General features: G+C 47.9%; 16 protein-coding genes. 12 read left to right on the top strand and 4 right to left on the bottom strand.

Annotation, left to right across the window (positions count from 1 at the left end):
- The first annotated feature begins 31 nt into the window (after nucleotides 1-31).
- From ACFQPF_RS07095 to ACFQPF_RS07065, 7 genes are all read left to right on the top strand, one after another.
- Entirely contained in the window at nucleotides 32-1,282 is a 1,251-nt protein-coding gene (locus tag ACFQPF_RS07095) for an ABC transporter permease (RefSeq protein ID WP_379748004.1), read from the top strand.
- Nucleotides 1,234-2,469: an ABC transporter permease gene (locus tag ACFQPF_RS07090; RefSeq protein ID WP_379748002.1), complete on the top strand. Its 1,236-nt coding sequence runs from the start codon at nucleotides 1,234-1,236 to the stop codon at nucleotides 2,467-2,469. The genes ACFQPF_RS07095 and ACFQPF_RS07090 overlap by 49 nt, the downstream gene beginning before the upstream one ends.
- Entirely contained in the window at nucleotides 2,466-3,194 is a 729-nt protein-coding gene (locus ACFQPF_RS07085; RefSeq protein WP_379748000.1) for an ABC transporter ATP-binding protein, read from the top strand. The genes ACFQPF_RS07090 and ACFQPF_RS07085 overlap by 4 nt, the downstream gene beginning before the upstream one ends.
- 401 nt (nucleotides 3,195-3,595) lie before the next feature.
- Nucleotides 3,596-7,582: a S8 family serine peptidase gene (locus tag ACFQPF_RS07080; RefSeq protein ID WP_379747998.1), complete on the top strand. Its 3,987-nt coding sequence runs from the start codon at nucleotides 3,596-3,598 to the stop codon at nucleotides 7,580-7,582.
- A gap of 968 nt (nucleotides 7,583-8,550) precedes the next feature.
- Nucleotides 8,551-10,554, top strand: coding sequence for a penicillin-binding transpeptidase domain-containing protein (locus ACFQPF_RS07075; RefSeq protein ID WP_379747996.1), 2,004 nt, complete (start codon nucleotides 8,551-8,553; stop codon nucleotides 10,552-10,554).
- A gap of 142 nt (nucleotides 10,555-10,696) precedes the next feature.
- Entirely contained in the window at nucleotides 10,697-12,196 is a 1,500-nt protein-coding gene (gene argH / locus ACFQPF_RS07070; RefSeq protein WP_379747994.1) for an argininosuccinate lyase, read from the top strand.
- 138 nt (nucleotides 12,197-12,334) lie between these two features.
- The gene (locus ACFQPF_RS07065) at nucleotides 12,335-13,060 is read left to right on the top strand and encodes an SGNH/GDSL hydrolase family protein (RefSeq protein ID WP_379747992.1); all 726 of its coding nucleotides are present in this window, start codon (nucleotides 12,335-12,337) and stop codon (nucleotides 13,058-13,060) included.
- 37 nt (nucleotides 13,061-13,097) lie between these two features.
- Here the strand turns inward: ACFQPF_RS07065 and ACFQPF_RS07060 are convergent, their stop codons facing one another.
- Nucleotides 13,098-13,295 carry a DUF2187 family protein gene (locus tag ACFQPF_RS07060; RefSeq protein ID WP_379747990.1) on the bottom strand — a complete coding sequence of 66 codons (198 nt, stop codon included), beginning with the start codon at nucleotides 13,293-13,295 and terminating at the stop codon, nucleotides 13,098-13,100.
- A 288-nt stretch (nucleotides 13,296-13,583) separates the two neighbouring features.
- Between ACFQPF_RS07060 and tapA the strand changes: the two genes are divergently transcribed.
- The 5 genes from tapA to ACFQPF_RS07035 all read left to right on the top strand — a co-directional run bounded on the left by tapA (nucleotide 13,584) and on the right by ACFQPF_RS07035 (nucleotide 16,988).
- Nucleotides 13,584-14,375, top strand: coding sequence for an amyloid fiber anchoring/assembly protein TapA (tapA, locus tag ACFQPF_RS07055; protein WP_379748473.1), 792 nt, complete (start codon nucleotides 13,584-13,586; stop codon nucleotides 14,373-14,375).
- Between the two features lie 12 nt (nucleotides 14,376-14,387).
- Entirely contained in the window at nucleotides 14,388-14,948 is a 561-nt protein-coding gene (gene sipW / locus ACFQPF_RS07050) for a signal peptidase I SipW (protein ID WP_379747988.1), read from the top strand.
- Between the two features lie 84 nt (nucleotides 14,949-15,032).
- Nucleotides 15,033-15,620, top strand: coding sequence for a TasA family protein (locus ACFQPF_RS07045; RefSeq protein ID WP_379747986.1), 588 nt, complete (start codon nucleotides 15,033-15,035; stop codon nucleotides 15,618-15,620).
- Between the two features lie 88 nt (nucleotides 15,621-15,708).
- Nucleotides 15,709-16,383 carry an LPXTG cell wall anchor domain-containing protein gene (locus ACFQPF_RS07040; protein ID WP_379747984.1) on the top strand — a complete coding sequence of 225 codons (675 nt, stop codon included), beginning with the start codon at nucleotides 15,709-15,711 and terminating at the stop codon, nucleotides 16,381-16,383.
- Nucleotides 16,384-16,385: 2 nt separating this feature from the next.
- Nucleotides 16,386-16,988 carry a class D sortase gene (locus tag ACFQPF_RS07035; RefSeq protein ID WP_379747982.1) on the top strand — a complete coding sequence of 201 codons (603 nt, stop codon included), beginning with the start codon at nucleotides 16,386-16,388 and terminating at the stop codon, nucleotides 16,986-16,988.
- Between the two features lie 113 nt (nucleotides 16,989-17,101).
- Here ACFQPF_RS07035 and ACFQPF_RS07030 read toward each other — a convergent pair whose 3' ends face one another.
- From ACFQPF_RS07030 to ACFQPF_RS07020, 3 genes are all read right to left on the bottom strand, one after another.
- Nucleotides 17,102-17,323, bottom strand: coding sequence for a DUF2922 domain-containing protein (locus ACFQPF_RS07030; RefSeq protein WP_379747980.1), 222 nt, complete (start codon nucleotides 17,321-17,323; stop codon nucleotides 17,102-17,104).
- A 151-nt stretch (nucleotides 17,324-17,474) separates the two neighbouring features.
- Nucleotides 17,475-17,693 carry a DUF1659 domain-containing protein gene (locus ACFQPF_RS07025; protein ID WP_379747978.1) on the bottom strand — a complete coding sequence of 73 codons (219 nt, stop codon included), beginning with the start codon at nucleotides 17,691-17,693 and terminating at the stop codon, nucleotides 17,475-17,477.
- A gap of 145 nt (nucleotides 17,694-17,838) precedes the next feature.
- The gene (locus ACFQPF_RS07020) at nucleotides 17,839-21,717 is read right to left on the bottom strand and encodes a bifunctional 2',3'-cyclic-nucleotide 2'-phosphodiesterase/3'-nucleotidase (protein ID WP_379747976.1); all 3,879 of its coding nucleotides are present in this window, start codon (nucleotides 21,715-21,717) and stop codon (nucleotides 17,839-17,841) included.
- Nucleotides 21,718-21,822: the final 105 nt, after the last annotated feature.

Raw genomic sequence — 21,822 nt, 5'->3', positions numbered from 1 at the left:
CAACGACACGACGGAAAGGACGGTACCGACCATGCGGCTCATATTCTTGCTCGCTTCTAACACCATACGCTCGTGGCTCCGCAATCCGGTGCCGCTGCTGATCACCCTGCTGTTTCCGGTCGTGCTGCTAGTCATCCTGTACACCGGGCTGCAGCCTCTTCTCAAAGAAAAGCAGTGGATCGAACCGTTTCCGGTGGCCATTGTGGACCATGAGCAGACGTTTGAGACAAAGCTGCTGCTCAAGCAATATCAAAAGTCAGAAGAGTTGAAGAAACTCATGACGTTCAGCGTTTTATCTGAAGATAAAGCAATGCAAAAGCTCAAAAATAACGAAATCGCAGGCATCGCCATCATCCCGGAAGGCTTTACCGAGAGCCTTTGGACGGGCAAGAACATGCCGGTCGGGGTCATCACCAACGACCGGCGCGGCTTTCAGGCGAAGCTGTTCCGCGAATTTATGGCGACCAATGCCAAGCTCATTTCTGCCGCACAAGCCGGAGCGAATGCGGCGTACGACTATTCTAAACAACTTCCGATAACAGAAAGCGAGTTAAAAAAGCAGCGCAAGCAGATTGCGACGAAACTGACGCTTCACGCGCTCGACCGTAATCAGTTTTTTACAAATGAAGAAGTATCGGTGTACAGCGGGACCAACCAGCAAAGCTATTACGCCCTTTCTGGCATGCTGCTGCTGCTCCTGATCACTGGTATCTTCACGATAAAAATGACAAAGCCGAACGAACAGCAGGCGCTGCAGGACCGCCTGGCATTGTACGGCGTCTCTAGCACCGAAATGACGTGGAGCCGGTTCTGGTCAGGCATGTTTCTGCTGCTCCTGCAGGCAGGCGTCTTAGGCGGCATGTTCTACGCCGTCACAAAGCACTTCAATATGATCGCAGCACTCGTCCTGCTAGTTTATCTCATCGCCATCGGGGCAATGTTCTCGCTGATAACCGAGCTCTTTACAAAAGAAACAGCCGCGCTGCTCGCGGGGATGACCGTAACGGCTACAGCCACAATCCTTGGCGGCGTGCTGTTTCCAGCGAGCCTGCTGCCGGAAAAATGGCAGAATATCAGCGAGTATAGCATCATGAGCCTGGCGCAGAACGGCATGCTCGATGCCCTGTACGGCTCTGGCAACATACCGCTACAGACGCTCACAAAGCTCGCCGGCACCGCAGCTATTCTGCTTCTTGCCAAACAGCTTCTCATTAAATTAAAAAAGAGGGACTTATGGGCACAACAGCCGCAATCGCCGTCAACCGTATACGAATCCTCCTAAGCAGCCGCCGCAGCGCGCTGCTGTTGCTGCTGCCTGTCCTTTTTCTTGGTCTGCTTGACCGTTTTGCCGCAGACACCGTATCGAAGAGCAACATTCCAATCGTGATCGCGGACAGCGACCAGAGTGAGATCACAAAGCAGATTATTTCCGCGATCCAAAAAAATCCGGTCATGACCGTGCTACAAGCGGACAGTGAGGACGAAGCACGCAACCTCGTTAAAACGCAAAAAGCGGCGGCAGGCTTTCATTTTCCTGAGAACTTCGGCGATGATGTGCTGCAGAACGAGGCAGAAGAGAGTGTAACCGTCTGGACGACACCAACGGTGATTTCAACCGCCGCTGTCCAAGAAATGGTTGCAGCCGAAATTATGCGGCCTTCTGCGAGCGCGCTTGGCGCAGAAACAGCCGTCGAAAATGCCCACCAATCAAGCCGGATGAACGCAGCCGAAAAGCAGCAGCTTTGGAAGGAAGTATACGAATACACAAACACCACATGGAACAAAAAGACACTCATGACGATCGAGAACATACCCGTTTCAAGTTTGGGGTCCGGTACTTTGGGGTCAGGCACTAAGGGGTCAGGCACCAAAGTACCGGACCCCGAAGTACCGGTTCAGCCCGCCGCAGTTTCTTCACTCTACCTGCCGGGTGTCCTTTTGTTTCTTATGTTGTTTTCCTTTGCATGGTGCGGGTGGGTGATCACCGAACGAAACAGCGCGATCACCGGCCGTATTTTGCTCACGGCAAAGCCCCATCACTATGTCGCGGGAAGCTTGCTCGCTATCACCGCCTTACAATGGCTGTTACTAGCCGGATTTACGGTTTATGCCTACCAATCTGGCAAACTGCCAGCACAGGATATGCTGCAGCAAACAGCATCACTTGCCATGTATGGTGTTCTCGTTTCCACGGTGGTTTTTTACCTCGCGCACCGTGTTCGGTACATGCGGACATGGGGCATGATCACGATTACCGTGCTGCTGCTTTCTTCGCTTTTCAGCGGAACGTTTATCCCGACCGATGAGATCACAGAGCGGCTGCACTATTTGGCTTATGTGACGCCGCAATATTGGGCAGCAGATGCCGCGGTCTCCCAACATCCGCCATATATCACACTATTTTGTATGGCAGCGGCGGCTATGATCGTTGCCATTCACAGTACGAGAAAAGCAGGTGAACAGCGATGATTCAACTGAGTAACGTGTCCAAAAAATATGGCAGTAAAACCGTCCTTCACAATATTTCGTTCTCACTGCCAGCCGGTGAAATCACGGGCGTTGTCGGACCGAACGGCGCTGGAAAATCAACATTGCTCAAGTGCATTGCGACAATGATGCCGCCGACAAGCGGGCTGATCGTCATTGACGGGATGAACGCCGCATCCGATCCGCGCGCAGTCAGGCCGCTGCTCGGCTACGTGCCGCAGGAAATCGCGGTGTATCAAGAATTGACAGTCAAGCAGAACATCGAGTTTTTTGCTAAGCTTGCCGGACGCCGCGATCTGCGTGCGGTTCTGACACGATGTGAAGAATGGCAGCTGATGCCGCATTACCGGAAAAAAGTGAAGCACCTCTCAGGCGGAAACCAGCGAAAGCTGAACATCCTCGTCGCCCTGCTTCACGAGCCTGATCTCCTCATTCTCGACGAACCGACCGTCGGCATCGATATTGCCGCGAAGCAGGAGATTGTGTCGCACCTTAAACAGCTGGCGTATGAAGGCAAGACCATCCTGTATTCCAGCCATGACGCACAGGAGCTGCAGATGCTCTGCGACTCTTATTTAATCATGAAAGAAGGCGAGCTGCTCTTTCACGGACCAAAAGAAAAACTGCGCCAGCACGTACCATCACCCTACAACCAATCGTTCACAGAAAGCCTTGCTCATGTCGGCGCATGGGGCAGCCGAAGATAACGAAAACGCCCCGCCGGCTCTCATTCCGGCTATTACCGCAACTACTACTTTAGTAGTATACGAAAAAGTATATGCAATCTGGCCTCCTGACACTCTCAGGAGGCCTTTCATTTAAACTTGATCATAAATATGGATCTTCGCTTCAAAAAGTTCGGAAAGTTCGGGGTCCGGTACTCATCGTGATGAACACGCGCCACGGCGAGGGTTTCACCAACGAGTACCGGACCCCCAAATAGGGTTTATTCTTAAAGATTCACATAGTTAAATGTCTACTCTATTAAATAGAATTTTCTGACTATTATTTGACTAACTTGCTGGCTGGCTCTAATATAAAAGTAGTATACAAATCTTGTATTTTTATTTGCGTTCCAAAATCTAATCAAAGGATGTGCGAGCGGTACATGAAAAGGATGAATAAATATAGCAAACTCGCAACGTACGCATTATCATCGGCACTTATTCTATCAAATCTAGGCTTTGCTACACCGGCTGAAGCGGCTTCAACACGCAACATGGAGTCCATGATCAGCCAGCTGAAAGAGCAGCATTCTCCGAAACAGAGCGCGGCAAAATCTCAGCAGAAAGAAACGCAAGCGAAGAACCAGCTGAAAGCGTCGGATAAAGTCCGCGTGATCGTCGAAGTAGAAGGGCAGACGCCTGTTGAATACGCGACGGAAAATGGAAAGCTGTATAAGTCTCTTTCTTCTTCCAAGAAAAAGGAAATCGGAGCAAAGGTAGAAAAGAAGCAGAAATCCGTGAAAAGCTTGATTCGCTCAAAGGGCGTCAAGTTCAGCTACAAAAAGAACTTCAGTGTTGCGTTTAACGGGTTTTCTGGGGAAGTTACATACGGCGATGTGGCCAAGATCGAAAGCATCGCGGGCGTGAAAAATGTGTACCTGGCAAACGAGTACAACCGTCCAGAAGTGAAACCGGATATGGTCACGAGCCATCAGTTCATCCAATCGCGCCAGACGTGGGCGGATGCTGGTTTTAAAGGAGAAGGGATGGTTGTCTCCGTCATTGACTCGGGTGTCGATCCATCACATAAAGACTTCGTGCTCTCAGACAACGCGAAGGGCGACCTTTCGCAAAGCGAAGTCAACACGATTGTCAGCTCACAGGGCCTTAAAGGTAAGTTTTACACAAACAAAGTCCCTTATGGCTACAACTATTATGACCAGAACGATACGATCCTTGACATCGGTCCGGATGCGTCCATGCACGGCATGCACGTTGCCGGGACAGTGGCAGCGAACGGTGATGAAACAAAGGGCGGGTTAAAGGGTGTCGCGCCTGAAGCGCAGGTACTCGGCATGAAGGTGTTCAGTAACGACCCGAACTATCCTTCCACATGGTCGGATATTTATTTGGCGGCAATCGATGACTCCATCAAGCTCGGAGCGGATGTTGTGAACATGAGCCTTGGCTCTACTGCGTCGTTTTATGATGAGCGCAGTGCCGAAGATCTCGCCATCACGCGTGCGGTGGAGAACGGAATCGTCTGCTCGGTATCGGCAGGAAACTCCGGCCACATCTCAAGCGGATGGGACAACCCGTTTGCCCAGAATCCTGACATCGGAGTTGTAGGGGCGCCGGGCCTTAACAGAGACTCCATCCAAGTGGCGGCGTCTGGAAACGAAGCGTATTTGTACGAACATAAGATCACAGTCGATGGAGTGGATGGCTTCGCGAGTATCGGCTACGGAGTCGATGATTGGACGAAGCTTGCTGCTGCTCATAAAAACTCGCTCGAGCTCGTCAGTCTTGGCGGAAAGCTCGGCGCACCAGAAGACTATGCGGGCGTTGACGTTAAAGGCAAGGTCGTCGTCGTATCCCGCGGCGGTCTGACGTTCTATGACAAAACAAAGAACGCGGCAGATGCTGGAGCGATCGGTATTATCGTGTACAACAGCGACAATCCGGTCTTTTTCAAAGATCAAGGCGGATGGCAAGTGCCGTTCATGAAGATCTCGAAACAAGACGGATTGGCTCTAGAAAATGCGATCAGCGAAGGCAAGAAAACGTTGCATGTTGAGCAGGCGAAAAAAGAAGCAGATGCCGAAGTGGGCCGCATGACCGATTTCACATCATGGGGAACGACGCCAAGCCTTGAGCTGAAGCCAGAGATCACAGCGCCAGGCGGCAAGATCCTGTCCACGCTGAACGATGACCAATACGGCCAGATGAGCGGAACGTCGATGGCAGCGCCTCACGTTGCCGGTGGTGCAGCGCTCGTTCAGGAATATTTAAAAGAAGACAAGCGTTTCGGCAAGCTTTCGGTGGAGCAGCGCACGCGCTTAGCGAAGGTGCTTCTCATGAACACATCAAAAGTGATTGAAGACCTGAACGATCAGCCGTTCTCTCCTCGCCGTCAAGGTGCTGGAATGATGCAGACGTATGCAGCCGTCGACACGCCGGTTTACTTTTACAATAATGCGAACCACGAGGCAAAGGTCGAGCTGAAGGAGCTCTCCAGCAAAGTCTTTGAAATGTCATTTACCGCAAAGAACATCTCGGACAAAGATGTGACGTATAACGTGAACACAGACGTGCTGACAGACACGATTCAGCAAGTGGAAGGCAGCCCGGACTATAACGCGCTGATCGCGGGCGACATGAAGGATGCGAAGGTCACAGCACCAAGCACCGTAACGGTAAAAGCAGGCAAGACCTCAACATTCAAAGTGAAGGTCGATTTCACAAATGCCAAGATTCCGGTAATCGATAAAGACGGCAAGGAACAGTTCCAAAACCTAAAGCAGGACATTTTCGTAGAAGGCTTCGTAACGTTGTCGGATGTGAAAAAAGTGCAGCCAACGCTTGCGGTGCCGTACACAGGGTTCTACGGCAAATGGGACCGTCCGGCGATCGTGGACGGCTTTGAAGATCTTGGCGAAACGCGCTTCTATGATCTGAATTACCTGTTCCCGAAAGAAACGCCGCACGACATGGTAACAGGAGCAGACAGTGACTTTATCGGCACGGTGCCGGGCAAGGATTATTATCCGCTGTCACCGAACGGCGATAAGTTCGCTGATGACATCTATCCGCTTCCATCGTTCCTAAGAAACGCGGCAGAAGTGCAATACAACGTGCTCGACAAAAATGGAAACTTCCTGCGCCGCGTGCAGCTGGAGAAGAACGTGCTGAAATCCTTTTATGATTCCGGATCAGGCGAAGCGTTCAGCTTGAACACGAAACGTGCATGGGATGGAACGGTCAAAGGAACTAAAGTGCCAGACGGCCTCTATCACTATGAAATCAAGTCGGTCATCGATTATGCCGGTGCCCAGTGGCAGTCGAAGAAAATCAAAGTGTTTGTCGATACAACCGCACCTGAAGTGAATGCCAAGTACGATGCCGAGAAAAAGGTCGTCACATGGAGCGCGAAAGACGGCGGTACAGGTCTTGATGTGTTCGGCATTTACGTTGACGGCAAGCTGATCGAAACGGTGAGCAGCGATCAGACGGTCTATCAGCTGAAAGACGTGCCTGAAAAAGCGGTCATCGATGTGATCGCGATGGACTACGCGGGCAACGCGGGCAGCGATAAAGCCGCGATCGGCGACATCGACACGCCGATCATCTTCCTGGACGACCATGCACCAAAGCCTTACGGTCAGTACAACTCGAGAGTAGTTCCGGTAAAAGGGTATGTGACAGAAGACAGCGGCATCAAGAAATTGACGGTTAACGGAAAAGAAACCGTTGTGACGAAGGATTTGGACGGCAACTATCAATTCGAAACAACCGCTGCCTTTGCGAGCGAAGGACTGCATGATGTGATCCTGAAAGTGACGGATTACGACGGAAAAGAGTTCGCGATCGCACGCAAAGTGTTCATCGACACGACTGCTGCTCAAATTTCCGTAAAAGCTCCAGCGAAGGTTCACACAAACGTGAACGAAGCGACGCTCAGAATTAACATGAAAGATAACTTTAACTACCTGTCACTTTACGTGGACGACAATCATGAATACGACAAGGCCATCGAAAGCCCGGTCGATATCCTCGTTCCGGCAAACGACACGGTCAATGTTAAAGTAGCGCTCAAGCCAGGCGTGAACACGTTCCACTTAACGGTGACCGACCTTGGCGGCAACAAAACAACGAAAAAGGTAACGATCCTTAAAGCCGACATCGTCGCTCCAGCCGCGCCGAAAGTGAACGCGCTGAACAGCAAAAGCACATATGTTTCTGGTAAAACAGAGCCTGGCGCAAAAGTGACGGTCAAAGCAGGCAAAAAAGTGATCGGCACCGCGACAGCAGACAAAAAAGGCAGCTATAAAGTGAAGATCAAAGCCCAGAAAAAAGGCACGATCTTAACCGTCACAGCAGAAGACAAAGCCAAGAACATAAGCAAAGCAACATCTGTTAAAGTAGGCTGATCGTGAAGCCCCTCGCTCTATGGAGCGAGGGGTTGTGTGTGGTGACGCAGCAGCTGGCAACTTGTTTGAAAGGGATTATTTTAGTGAGGGGATGAGCAAATGTTGTAACTTTCTCCTGAAATGCTGTGACATTTCGGTGATTTGCTGTAACTTTTCAAAAAGCTGTTGTGAGAAATATAGAAATTGTAGTGACTTTCGCTGGAATTGTTGTAATAGAGCATACTAGGTGGTTGAACTAGGAATAGCAAGCTGATATTTAGCCCTCGCTCCCACTGGATCGAGGGCTTTTGCTGTGATACGGCAGCTGATAACTTGCTCCAAAGGCATTATTTTAGTGGGGGATGAGCAAATGTTGTAACTTTCTCCTGAAATGTTGTGACATTTCGGTGGATTGCTGTAACTTTTCAAAAAGCTGTTGTGAGAAATATAGAAATTGTAGTGATTTCCGCTGGAATTGTTGTAATAGAGCATAATAGATGGTTGAACTAGGAATAGCAAGCTGATATTTAGCCCTCGCTCATACTGGATCGAGGGCTATTGCTGTGATATGGCCGCTAATATAAAAAACCAGACAGAATTAAGCAAAAATATCAACAAAATTTATGAAAATCAACCAAATAAGCGCCGGGGGACTAAATGACAAGATGATCCAGCTTTTGGAGATTTATTGGCGTTCCTCAAATCTTCTGGGGTCCGGTACCACAATCAATGACCCCGCATCAGCTCTCGACATTCATGACATAGTACCGGACCCCAAGCACCGTACCAGACCCCAAGCATAGTACCGGACCCCAAGCACCGTACCGGACCCCAAGCATCAACCAAGAACCAACCCATCCCATCCTCGCGTCACCCCACATCCCATGCGTAAGCACACACCAAAGAGGGTAATCTCTTAACGTTGACATCATTTTTGTTATAATAGCCAAATAGCAAAAAAGAAAAGGGTTCACAGAAAGGAGCTGCATATGAACATTCGATTTATAGCAGCAGGCTTTATTATGTTAGCGATCGTGGCGTTATCGGGCTGTTCGGAGCCGCCGAAGCCGGACAAAGCGATGAAGACGTACATTTCGCATTGGGAAAAGCAAGAATTTGAGAAGATGTATAACATGCTGTCTGCCGAATCCAAGCAGAGCATTCAAAAAGAGGAGTTCGTTAGAAGATACGAGGCAATCTACGCTGGTATTGAAGCAGACAAGCTGAACATCACAGCTAAGAAGAGCAGCAAAGAAATCGATGGCGATAAAACCGGCGTCAACTATGACCTCAAAATGAACACACTCGCCGGTCCGGTCGAATATACACACAAAATGAACATGGTGCTAGAAGAAAAGAACGACAGTGAGCAGTGGGCGATGGAATGGAACGCGTCGCACATTTTTCCGCAGATGAAGGAAGGCGACAAAGTGTCCGCTACTACTTTGCCGGCGAAGCGCGGCGCGATTCTTGATAAGAACGGCGCACCCCTCGCAGTGAACGGAACGGCTCATGAGATCGTCATCGTACCAAAAGAGCTAGGAGCAAATAAAGAGGAAACGATCACGAAGCTCGCACCGATTCTCGGACTGTCGATAGAAGACATTCAGGCGAAGCTGGAGCAAAAATGGGTCAAGCCTGAGCACAGTGTTCCGATCAAGAAGCTCGCGATCGACGACCCGAACGCCAAAAAAGCGGTTGCGTTGCCTGGCGTGAAAACGCAGAAAAACGAGACGCGCATCTATCCGCTGAAAGAAGCTGCGGCGCATTTGACCGGCTACATCCGGCCGATCGATGCGGAAGAGCTGAAAACGTTAAAGAAAAAAGGGTACACTGACCAGGATTGGCTCGGAAAAGCGGGGCTAGAGCAAGTGTACGAGGAGCAGCTGCGCGGTAAAAGCGGCGGCGTCATCAAAATTCTCGACAAAAACGGTGAAGAAAAAGAAGTCGTCGCCCAAACGCCGGTCAAAAATGGTGCGGACGTGAAAACGACGATTGACAGCGCTACTCAGCAATCGATTTTTAACAGCATGAAGGGCGACGCCGGTACCGCTTCGGCCATCCATCCGCTGACCGGCGAAATTTTGGCCATGGTGAACAGCCCGTCGTACGATCCGAACGATTTTATCCTAGGCATGAAGCAGTCGCAGTTTGATGCGCTGCAAAAGAATCCGAAGCAGCCGTTCCTTAACCGGTTCAAGCACACGTACGCACCCGGTTCGACGCTCAAACCGTTGACGGCCGCCATCGGGCTGGAAAACGGGGTAATCGATCCAGATAAAGCATTAACGATTAAAGGTGCCTGGAAGAAAGATGCTTCTTGGGGCAACTATGCGGTCAACCGTGTGACCGAGGTGCCGAGCGTGAATTTACGAACCGCGATGATTTACTCGGATAACATTTACTTCGCGCAGCATGCGGTCAAGCTCGGCAAAGAGAAGTACCTGACAGGACTGCAGGAGTTTGGATTTGAAAAGGAACTTTCAATACAGTTTCCGATCACCAAGTCCACGTACGGCGAGAGCGACATGAGCGAAGTGCAGCTCGCGGACAGCTCATACGGCCAAGGGAAGGTGCAGATGAGCCCGCTTCACCTGGCGCTTTCGTACACGCCGTTCGTGAATAAAGGCAGCCTCGCCTCGCCAAAGCTTGTAAGCAGCGATAAAGGCGAGCCAGCAAGCGTGATCAGCCCTGAGACGGCCGCGCGTATAAACGAAGATTTGAAGCAGGTTGTTGCGAATAAAAAAGGGACCGCACACGATTCGTACATGGCGGACCTGCCGCTCGCAGCCAAGACCGGAACCGCCGAACTGAAGCGAAAAGCAGATGAAAAGGGGGCGGAATACGGCTGGTATGTCGCCTACAACGCGGACAACCCGTCACTTCTTGTCGCGATGATGATCGAGGACGTGCAGGACCGCAACGGCAGCCATTACCTGGCACCGAAAGTGAAGCAAATTTTTAAAAATCACAAAGCTAAAGCAAAGCAATAAACCACAAAGCCGCCCGGCATGAAGGAACGGCATCCCCGATTGGAGGTGCTGTTATAACCCGGGCGGCTTTTTCTATAGTCCGCTGACCGCACTCGCTGCATAATGTATCGTACAGAGTTCAACGTAAGGGCGGAGAGAGCGCATGAACGAGAAAGAGCGTTTTTTGCAAGAAGAAGGAACCGCATTTCCTGGTAAAACGTACGCCGACCACCTGCTGCGCCACATCTTTAACGACCAGCGGGACCATCTTTTTCATGAGATGTTTTCGATTCATCGCGCACATGTGGTCATGCTGACAGAGCAGTCGATCATCTCTCGTAAAGAGGCATCAGTCATCCTTCATGGCATTGAAAAAGTGCGACAGATTGATCATAAGAAACTACAATACGAGCCGCAATTTGAAGATCTCTTTTTTATGATGGAAAGCAAGCTGAGTGAAGAGATTGGCGCAGATCTTGCGGGGAACATCCATATCGGGCGCAGCCGGAACGACATGGGCGTAGCGATGTACCGCCTCGTTCTGCGCCAGCACATCCTTACGCTCATGGATAGCTCGCTCCTGCTGGCTGATGCCATCCTCACACAAGCAGCGGAACACACCGAAACGGTCATGACTGCCTACACCCACACTCAGCCGGCGCAGCCTACCACGCTCGGACATTATCTTGCTGCCCTTTATGACATGTTCATGCGTGACATGTCGAGGCTTTGGCGCGCGTACGAGATTGTGAACCTGTCACCGCTTGGAGCCGCAGCGCTTTCTACGACCAGCTTTCCGATCGACAGAGAACGTGTCCGACAGCTGCTGGGCTTTAATGGGCTCGTCGAAAACTCGTATGACGCCATCGCAGCCGCCGACTACCTGATCGAGGCGGCGACCGCAACACTGAGCATGATGACGAATGCCGGACGCTGGATTCAGGATTTTCTGCAGCAAACGACGCACGAGTATGGCGTGATACTAGTGGCGGATCCGTACGTCCAAATCAGCAGCATTATGCCACAAAAGCGAAATCCGGTTTCGATCGAGCATTCCCGATCGCTCGCGAGCAGTTCAGCCGGCGAGGCACTCGCTGCCATCCAGATGATCCACAACACACCGTTCGGCGACATCGTGGACACAGAAGACGACCTTCAGCCGCATCTGTACCGAAGCTATGAAAAAGCGAACCGCGTCGTGCGCCTCATGAATGCTGTTATCCGGACGATGGACGTAAACAAAGAAACCTTGGGCAGCAGGGCGCGAACATCATGCATCACGATTACCGAGCTCGCCGACGTACTGGCGCGCGAAAAGAAGGTGCCCTTCCGACAGGCGCACCACATCGCCAGCTTAGTCGCGAAAACGTGCACACAGAAACAAAAGGAACTGGATGAACTCACAGTGAAGGAGATCAACGAGCTGATCTCCTCCGTCACTTCAGTTGTTATATCAGAAAAGGAATGGGGCGGCATCACCTGTCCGCACGAATTCGTTCGCCGCCGCAAGATCCAAGGCGGACCGAACCCGGACGAAGTGAAGCGGATGATCGCGGAGAGGAAAGGAAAGCTGTCTGGCTGGAGAACGAAGGTGAACAAGGAATACGACAATTTGAAAAAAGCAGAGGATGAACGGAACAAAGCGGTCAGTTCCCTATTATAAAGCCAACAGCCGTTCATTCGCGGCTTTTGGCTTTGTTAGTTTCTGTCGAGGGAAAGTTCGTTCTTTATAACGCATGAAAAGCTATAATGGAAGTCTAAATGACTCGAGCTATGAGGAATTGAAAAGGAGGAAATTCAGATGAAAAAGAAAGCGCTCTCATTTCTAGCCGCAGGTGTTTTGCTGTTATCCTTGCCGGTAGAGGATGCTGCAGCTAAAGCGAATAACCCGAAGAAAACCATGGATTATGTTGCGTTAGGTGATTCTTTAGCCGCTGGCCAGACGCCATACCGAACGTTTGATGACGGATATCCGGATTATATTGCCGATCACTTTGAACGGTCACAATATCAAATGCAGTATCACAATTTTGGCGTTTCCGGCTATACGTCTGTTCAGCTGCGAAATGATGTTCTTTTGAATCCATCCGTTCGCAGCGAGTTGAAGGATGCTAGCCACATTACTATCGATATCGGGGCGAACGACCTTCTGCCTATCCTGAAAACGAATCCGGCAAAAGCCGGCGTGGCCATTGCTGGAGTGGCCGTGAATCTTGAGCTGATTTTGACTCAAATTGATCAACTGAATCCAAACGCCAATGTATATGTGATGGGATACTATAATCCATTTCCGTATTATCCAGTGGACAAGCAGGAGCAGCTGCTGCCCTTACTGGACGCGCTTAACGCTCAAATCCAGCTGAGAGCCTGGCACAACGGTGATACATATATACCGACCAATGAGGTTATCGCAAAAAAGGCCTTAGAATTTCTGCCAAATCCTCAGGACATTCATTTAAGCACAGAAGGCTACGAGAGCATCGCCCGGCTGTTTGTAACAGAAATCCTCAAGCAAAAAAACAAATAACATGAAAAAAAGGACACATCATCGTGTCCTTTTTCCTTTATCTAGAGATCAACTCTTTAATATCTGCGACCCGAACGACCTGCTTCTCATGCTCGAACAGCTCTTCATAATTTTCCATTGAAGAAAAATCAACGACTACTGTATTCGTAAGAGTGGCGGTAACCACGCCTTTCCACCCTTTGGTTGTAACGATCGTATCCCCGGTTTTAACACCCAAGCTCTCAACGTTTTCCATGTTTACAGTCCCCTTTGGCAGATAACTTTTTCATTTAAGTTTACCATAAATAGGGCTTTCAGTGGTAACGGTTTCTCTTATTGGGGGTCTTAATGAAATTGTTCTATAAAATGAACAAAAAGTTCTATAAAAAATACGATATTCCATGAAAACAGAAGAAAAAGGAAGATAACTAGTAAGATTGTACTCAAAAAAGAACGTAAACCACCCTAAACGAATGTTTTAAATACAAAAGTAACGTTCTATAATTCCATTATAACGTTCGTTAAAAAGAACGAACTGAATTAAATCGATCCTCTACGTTGGGAGGGAACAAAAATTAGAAGCAAACGGCTAAGAAAGTTTCGAAACAAGCATTATCTCTACATTTCCACCATGAAAATAGGCGTCATCTTCTACTCTTTGTCCATCACCTTAACCAACCTTACAGGATCCACCAACGCCTACTTTAATGATACCAAAACAGTTACAGGCTCGATAGAAGCAGGTGTATGGGAAGAAGAAAAGCCGCCGCAAAATGAGGGCTGGGATAAAAGCTCGTTACAATTCGGAAATGTAAGTGTAGACAAGTGCACATCCATTTCAGCTGAAATACAAAATCGCGGCAATGACATGAAAGGCTCCGTTACATATGAGGTCTGGTTTGCTTTAAAAGGCAACCCCAAGGATGGGCAGAAACTAGCAGAAGGGGTCATCGAGGCATTAAAGGAAAAAGCGAGCTCAACATTGAGCTTTGAACCGCAAGAAAACGGAATCTACAAGTTTAAAGCGTACCAGCGTTCAGGTCATCCTGGAAAAGGTGAATTATGGAGCGAGCAACTATCCGTTACGGAATGTACCGAGTCTTCAAAAATGGAACCTGCTCCTCCAGCTCCAGAAGTTCCTTCCGAACCAGAAACACCGTCACCAGCACCGGAGGAACCAGCCAAACCAGCCGTGCCAGCAGATCCACCGCCGTCTGATCCTCCAGCAGAAGGTACGGAGAAACCGGTTGACCCGGAGCCGGCTGACCCTGAACAGCCAAGCGAGAACAGTGCAGGCGATCAGCAGCCAAATGAGCGTATATCAAATAGTGAATAAAGGGTGAGAGAAATGATTTCTTTGAAAAGATGGATCAGCAACATTATGACGGTTCTTTTATTGATCACGTTTTTATTGATGGGTTTCGTGGCCATCTCCTCTAAAGCTTCAGGCGGAGAGCCGGCCATCATGGGATATCAGCTCAAAACGGTGTTATCCGGATCGATGGAGCCTGAAATCCAAACCGGCTCGATCGTGGCCATAAAACCAGGTGGCGATATGACGCGCTTCAGCAAAGGAGACGTCATCACGTTCAAGGAATCTGAAACCAAACTGGTGACACACCGGGTCTTAGAAGTAAGAGGCGAGGGGCCAAACACATCGTACATCACAAAAGGTGACAACAACGACGCGGCGGATATGAAGCCGGTATTGGCAGCCAATGTTGTCGGGGAGTACAACGGATTCACCATCCCGTATATAGGGTATTTCCTGAACGCAGCACAGTCTAAGTCTGGTGCAGCCTTACTGCTAATCCTGCCAGGAATATTGCTCTTAATTTACTCCGCCTTTACGATTTTCAAAGCGATTAAGGAAATAGAAGTGAAAAAAGCACCACCTGTCTCTGGTTGAAACTCCGGGAGGATCACTTCCAAACGGATTCAATATAAAAAATATTATACATACCCAAAAAAGGGTGAATGGGAGGAAAAAAAGATGAGTTTGAAAAAACAGCTAGGCCTAGGGGTAGCTTCAGCCGCACTTGGATTGTCATTGGTTGGTGGAGGGACGTATGCTTATTTTAGTGATACAGCTACAGAAACGGGTACATTTGCAGCAGGTACACTAGATATTAATACTGATCCATCTGTAATGGTAGGCATGGATAATTTAAAGCCTGGCGACAAAATATACCGAACGTTCAAATTAAAAAATGATGGCTCATTAGATATAAAGAAAATACTTTTAGATACGGCTTATACGGTCAACGATACAAACGGTAATAATGGTGGCGATGATTTTGGTAAGCATATTCGAGTAGATATCTTAGCAAACGTAGATAAAGCTAGTGCAGTAATTTGGAGTGACTCACTATATAACCTAAAAAATGGTCCAGACCCTGATGCAGTTGCTGCTCAATGGTTTTCTCCTGAAGGCAGTGGAATTAAAGCAAAAACGTTTGATAATTTATTCGTAGTGTTTACTTTTGTAGAAAATAATCAAGATCAAAATAAATTCCAGGGTGATTCCTTAAATCTTACTTGGACGTTTAATGCACAACAAGGAAATGGTGAGTGGAAATAAGATTGACTTGGAAAAGGTGAGAAGACTCACCTTTTCTTTATGTAAGATTGGTTTATCTCTAATATTCTCAGGATGAGAGGTAGATCCTATGAACATCTATTCTACTAGATTTCAATTGAGTATTATCTTTTCTTGTCTCCTGCTCGCCATCATCGTGTTTGCTCCCATTGGCAAGACTGGTGCAGACAGCAGCGCGCCTGAGATCAAGATTGATACCTTTCCCCAAAGCGTCTTGTTTGAGATTGATCATTTTAAGCCAGGTGATTGGGCACCTCGCGTTTTGACGGTTCAAAATAACGGCAACCAGGATTTTTCATATGATCTGACATCTCGCCTAAAGTCTGGTTCTGAGAAGCTTTACAAGCAACTTGATGTGAAGATAGAGGACGATCAGGGCATTTTGTATGAAGGGAATTTAAATAATTTCACAAAGTTACCACCTCGTAAGCTTGCAAAATTCACTCAGGAAAAGCTGACGATTACGGTCGAGTTTCCGTATGAATCGGGAAATGAGTTTCAAGGACTTGAAACGGTTGTGGCGTTCACTTTGGTTGCAGAAGGCGATGCGCCTGTTCACCCGCCAGCTGACGGTGACGGCAAAACTCCAAATCAAGGCAGCCAGCCAAATACCGGTACCCTGCCGAAAACCGGGGAGGAGGATCCTCTGCTGCTGATCGTGACAGGTTTCTTTATTACGGCAGCGGGCTTAATTTTGTTGTTAAGTAAGAAATCAATCCTTCACAGCCTGTTTAGACGGCGGTAATCATGAAATGGCTCGCCTATGTACTCATACTGACAGGGATTGTGACCATGATGTATCCAAAAATGAAGAGTGTGTATTCTTCTTACCAGGAAAAACAGCTGATGCGAGAATGGGAAAATCATATCGATGATAAAGCGAAAACGAGCTTCACAAAGCTCGAAACGGTGTTCAATGAGCAAGAGCAGCAGGAACCACGACTGCCAGAACGCAATAGTTTACTAGGAACGATCAGCATTCCTAAGCTTGACGTGCAGCTGCCGGTTTTGGAAGGTGCCAGCCAGCAAAATCTGAAGCATGCTGCAGGCAGGCTGGAGGGCACCACTCCAATTGGAACAAAAGGGAACACCGCCATAGCGGCGCACCGAAGTTTTACGTACGGCAAGCAATTCAACCGGTTGAATGAGCTCGTGAAGAACGATGAGATTATCATCGAAACAAAGGATGGAAGCTATAGCTATACAGTGAATCAGGTATTTACCGTGATGCCAGATGATATTTCTGTCTTAAGCACGAAACCGGGAGAGGCTCTCTTAACTCTCATAACATGCGAACCGATGAAAAACCCGACAAAACGGTTAATTGTACAGGCGGTATTAGAGCAGTAAACCCAGGTTTTAATGGAGGGACACTCAGATCAAGAATACGTCTGAGTGTATTTTTTTTGCTATAAAATAAAAAGACCGATGCGCCAGGAGCTGGCTGTCATCGGTCTTCTACATTAGATCAGCGTAATCGGGCTCTCAGAGCGATCAACGATCCGGGCGCCTTTCTTGCTGACGAGATTGCCGCCGTTCGTGTTGAAGATGTTTTGTGCGATCACAACATCCATCGCAGCAGCGATAGAAGCCGAGTTCGCAGGCTCAACCGGTGCATCCAAACGAATCGTCACCGTCTTCGCATCTTCATTCAAAAACTGAAGCTCAAGCGTTCTAGCCATCATGGTCCCTCCTTTCGTTTAGTTTGAGTGGTTTTAATAGATTTGGGGTCCGGTACAGGAGATCAAGAATTACCGCCGTTATGCGGGTTTATACCGTTCGGGGTCCGGTACACCAGCTTATCGTTCAAGTACCGGACCCCTTCACTAAATTTGCTTACGTATGGATGTCGTAAGCGTTATTGCGCTCGACCGCGTACAGAACATGCTGCTGCAGGCCAGATAGCGCGTTTGCAACAGCGAGCATCTGATCGGGTGTTGCCGTCGTTTTCAGGCTCGAGAAGTTTTTACGCTTTAGAACCGGATAACCTTCACCGTCAACACCTTGCTGAAACACCATCTGCAGCTGAGATCGTTGGATTGAAGCTTGTGCCATATGTATCACCTCCTTTCATACAATAGATCGCATGAAGGGAGGAAAAGGAGGCTAACAAACAGAAAAAGGGGTCCGGTACGTTTTCGTATCGAGCCCACTGCCGTGCAGTGTCTCCGAAAAAGTACCGGACCCCATGTTTAAGTTTTTATTTACCAGCGTCAACGATACGGCCTTCGATAGCCGGGTTAACGTTCTTTAATTTAGCTACATAGTCGCGGAAGATCTCCCAGTCAGAAATACCGAGATCCGTTACGCCGCCAGCTTCATAAATCTTTTTGAATCCTGTAAATCCATCGCCGCCTTTAGCAGTAAATGCGTTTGTTGCGACAACGTATTCTTTAGCCGGATCAATCGCTGTGAATGTGCCATCAGCGTTTTTCACGTCCATGGACACAACACGCTCACCAGCCGGTTTCTTGCTGTCATATGTGAATTTCATGCCAGCTACATGCAGGAATGCGCCATTTTCAGCTGGCGCAATTTTTACGCCGTGCTCCAGAGCAGCTTTAATTTCTGCGCCAGAAAGCTTCATTGTAGCCAGTGTGTTTCCAAAAGGAAGAGTTGTCAAGATTTCTCCGAGTGTAATTTCACCAGCATTGATGGAAGCACGGATTCCGCCGCCGTTTTGAAGCGCGATAACCGTATCTTTATTGTAAGTCTTAGCTTTTTCAAGCATGCCGTCTGTGATCAGGTTGCCAATCTCGAATTCGCTGTTTCGAATGCTTATACCTGTATTACCTGGTTCGCTCGTACGTGGTGCAAGCAATGCTTTTTCTGCAACCGCACCAGTCGGTGTGTTCTTTAGTGCAGCAATTTTTTCAGAATACTTCTTCAGCATTTCAGCCGCTTGTGCGTCATCGGCTTTATCTGCTAATTTAATTAACTGGCCAGCATATGATTTCACGACGCCGTTCTTGTCGAATTCAACATCAACGGTACCAAGAAACTCGTTGTATTGAAAAGCCTGAACAATAATGGTTTGCTCTTTTGCTTTTCCAGCTTCGTCTGCAGCAACTACGAATGGTGCGTTAAGCTGCGTATGGCTGTGTCCGCCAACGATGATGTCGATGCCGTCTACATGCTTAGCCAACTCTTGATCGTTATCGTATTCTTTCGTGTCATCGAACCCAAGATGAGTAACGGCGACAATTTTGTTTACGCCTTGCGCTTCAAGAGCGTCAACCGCCTTGTCGGCTTCAGCAATGTAATTTTCAAATGCAACACTGCCAGGAGTTGAGATGCTAGCAGTTTCAGCTGTAGTCAGACCGAAAAATCCAACCTTTTCACCGTTTACGTTTTTAACGATGCTGTTGTAAACCGTTCCGCCAGCAGCATCAGAAGTGATACCGTCCTTGAACAGTCCAGATAACTGGCTGTCCTTAGAAAAATCAACGTTTGAGCTGACGATTGGGAATTTCGCTCCTTTAATAAAGTCTGCTAGCGCTTTATGGCCTTCAGGAGTTCCGCCAAGATCAAACTCATGATTTCCAAGTGTCATAACATCGTAAGCTGCAAGATTCATAAACTCAAGGTCAGCCTGGCCTTTAAACTCGTTAAAATAAAGGCTGCCAGAGAACACATCTCCCGCGTCGACTAATAGAGCATCCGGCTTATCCGCGCGAACTTCTTTAATCGCCGTAATGCGTTTCGCCACTTTATCAAGCTGTGCATGTGTATCATTTGTATGCATTAAGTTAAGCGTAAACGTTTCTTTCTTCAAATCAAACGAGTAAATGCCGAAGCCTTTTTCGTTAGTCTTGCCTGTGTATGTGATTTTACCGCCTTCTGGCAAGTATTCTTCTCCTTTAGGAGAGCTTGTGAACGTGACGTTCACGTTGCCTTGAATCGGTGCGATCGACCAGTTGTTATCTGCAGTCGGGTTGATTTCTTTTACTTCAGTGATGTAGTCCATCAAGATTTGACGGTTTTCTTCCGCTGAATCCACCACGTACTCGCTGCCTTTGATACCAGGGAAGTTACCGCCGCCAGATGCACGGTAGTTGTTTGTGACAACAATGAACTCTTGGTTCATATCAATGGGCTTGCCATTGTACATTAGGTTCACGATACGGCTAGCATCAGATACTTTTACGCCTTTGCCGTCATAGCGTGCCGGCTTAGTTACATCGACTTTGTACGTAACACCGTCGATTACATCGAAGTTATAAACAGGGAACGAGTCGTTCAGCAACGCTTGTTCTTCTGTTTTCTTAGGATCGATTTTGTTGAACTTGCCAGCTGACATTTCGAGCCATTCTTTTACAACAGAACCTTTCACTTTAAGCGCTTTTAGCGTGTTGTCATAAAGGTAAAGGTCGCCTGCGCTGCGGATCGTCAGGTCGCCCGTCTTGATTTCTGTGAATTCTTCCACACCGTTGCGTCCTGCTTTAAACGGCGCACCGACAGATAGAATCGGAAGGTCTTTGTATTGCGGTTTGTTGCTTGCAATATACTTTTCTACATACCATTTCTGTGCGTTGGTCACGACCTGAACAGAAGGATCGTCCTGAACAAGAGCGAAGAAGCTGTGAATTGGAGCTGTTGTCTTACCGATCGGTGTGTTCACATACTTAATCGTTGCATCAACGTCTGCTTTTACCGCGTTCACGATCGCTGGATCTTCCGCTACTTTTTCACCCGTTGCTTTATTGAAAATGCCGCGTGTAGAGGACTGCGTGTTCACGATTTTCCATTTGCCTTTTACTTTTTGAAGCTCTAGGTCAATCAGGCCAAGAGAATTTCCGCCATAGCCCGCTTGTACGGCTGCAACGCCGTTAATCGTTCCTTTTGCATTATCAACGCCTGGAAGAGGCTTGCCTGTTGAGTCCTTGAAAAGGATGTCCAAAGACTTCTCATCAGCTGCAGGGAACACTTTGTGTGTGTGCGAGAACGTGATCGCGTCAATGCCAGCAACTTTACTTAGCTCATAGATCACGTCTTCTTTGTTGTTTTTGTCGCCGTTAAAGCCAGAGTGCGTGATGGCAACAACCACATCTGCACCTTTCTTGCGCATTTCAGGAACAAATTTTTGCGCTGTCTCGACGATATCGCGCGCCGTTACTTTGCCTTCAAGGTGCTGCTTGTCCCAGTCCATGATCTGAGGTGTAACAAGACCGATGTAACCGATCTTGACCGTTTTTAAGTTTCCTGTTTTATCTAGAACTTGCTTCTCCTGAATTTTGTAAGGAGTGAACATGTTTTTATCGTTCTTAGGATCTTTGTCTTTGTCGACTTGATAAACGTTAGCATTGACGTACGGGAATTTCGCGTCATTGATTGCTTCGTTCAGGAACGGAAGGCCATAGTTAAATTCATGGTTTCCGAAAGTTGCAATATCATAGCCCATGAGATTCATGGCTTTATATGCCGGGTGAACCTCACCTTTTTTAAGAGGAGCGATCTTCGCTTTATATGTAGCAAGCGGCGTTCCTTGAAGAAGGTCTCCGTTATCAACTAATACCGTATTTCTATTTTCTTGACGTGCTTGCTTGACGAGTGTTGCCGTTTTTGAAAGGCCCAGAACATCGGAAGGCGCTCCTTTGTAGTAGTCATAGGCTACAAAGTTTGTGTGGATGTCCGTCGTTTCCATGATTCTTAACGTGAAAGGTGAAGTGGAAACCGGCTTTGCCAAATGAGTTCCGAATTTCGACGTTTCGCCATTATAGTGGGAAACGACCGAAACCTTAATCCAATAATTTTGGTTAGTAGAATCAAAGTGTGCGTTGAACTTCTCAGGTGTCTTGATATCTGTTTCAACAGCGGCTTGAGCGACCGGCGTGCTGCCGTTCATTAGCTGAAATACAACCGTTTCCAAGCCTTTGTTTTCTTTTAAAGGGGTAACTTTAACGCTTGCTTTCGTACCTTTTGAAAAATCCACATAAGGATCAGAAATAACAAATGGTACTTTAGGAGCAGGTTTTTTCGCTGATTTTGCTTCAGCAAAAGAGGGAGAAACAGATTGAGAAATAAGACCGACTGCAAGCATAGAAGCTAGCAATCTCTTACCATTGCGCTTTAACACCATAAATTCACATACCTTTCAAAAATTATTTAAATCCTCCAATAATATATCATTAATTTTGAATGCAAAATATATAATTTTTTGTAAATATTTTGAGAAATTCAAAAC

It is taken from the genome of Fictibacillus iocasae (assembly GCF_042665465.1).
Lineage (GTDB): Bacteria > Bacillota > Bacilli > Bacillales > Fictibacillaceae > Fictibacillus > Fictibacillus iocasae.
This window is presented reverse-complemented; position numbering and strand designations above follow the sequence as displayed.

Excerpts from the sequence above, each read along its gene's own strand:
- ACFQPF_RS07095 (WP_379748004.1), top strand. The coding sequence starts at position 32 with ATGCGGCTCATATTCTTGCTCGCTTCTAACACCATACGCTCGTGGCTC.
- argH (WP_379747994.1), top strand. The coding sequence starts at position 10,697 with ATGAACGAGAAAGAGCGTTTTTTGCAAGAAGAAGGAACCGCATTTCCT.
- ACFQPF_RS07085 (WP_379748000.1), top strand. The coding sequence starts at position 2,466 with ATGATTCAACTGAGTAACGTGTCCAAAAAATATGGCAGTAAAACCGTC.
- ACFQPF_RS07090 (WP_379748002.1), top strand. The coding sequence starts at position 1,234 with ATGGGCACAACAGCCGCAATCGCCGTCAACCGTATACGAATCCTCCTA.
- ACFQPF_RS07020 (WP_379747976.1), bottom strand. The coding sequence starts at position 21,717 with ATGGTGTTAAAGCGCAATGGTAAGAGATTGCTAGCTTCTATGCTTGCA.
- sipW (WP_379747988.1), top strand. The coding sequence starts at position 14,388 with ATGATTTCTTTGAAAAGATGGATCAGCAACATTATGACGGTTCTTTTA.
- ACFQPF_RS07025 (WP_379747978.1), bottom strand. The coding sequence starts at position 17,693 with ATGGCACAAGCTTCAATCCAACGATCTCAGCTGCAGATGGTGTTTCAG.
- ACFQPF_RS07060 (WP_379747990.1), bottom strand. The coding sequence starts at position 13,295 with ATGGAAAACGTTGAGAGCTTGGGTGTTAAAACCGGGGATACGATCGTT.
- ACFQPF_RS07080 (WP_379747998.1), top strand. The coding sequence starts at position 3,596 with ATGAAAAGGATGAATAAATATAGCAAACTCGCAACGTACGCATTATCA.
- ACFQPF_RS07030 (WP_379747980.1), bottom strand. The coding sequence starts at position 17,323 with ATGATGGCTAGAACGCTTGAGCTTCAGTTTTTGAATGAAGATGCGAAG.
- ACFQPF_RS07040 (WP_379747984.1), top strand. The coding sequence starts at position 15,709 with ATGAACATCTATTCTACTAGATTTCAATTGAGTATTATCTTTTCTTGT.
- ACFQPF_RS07075 (WP_379747996.1), top strand. The coding sequence starts at position 8,551 with ATGAACATTCGATTTATAGCAGCAGGCTTTATTATGTTAGCGATCGTG.
- ACFQPF_RS07065 (WP_379747992.1), top strand. The coding sequence starts at position 12,335 with ATGAAAAAGAAAGCGCTCTCATTTCTAGCCGCAGGTGTTTTGCTGTTA.
- ACFQPF_RS07035 (WP_379747982.1), top strand. The coding sequence starts at position 16,386 with ATGAAATGGCTCGCCTATGTACTCATACTGACAGGGATTGTGACCATG.
- ACFQPF_RS07045 (WP_379747986.1), top strand. The coding sequence starts at position 15,033 with ATGAGTTTGAAAAAACAGCTAGGCCTAGGGGTAGCTTCAGCCGCACTT.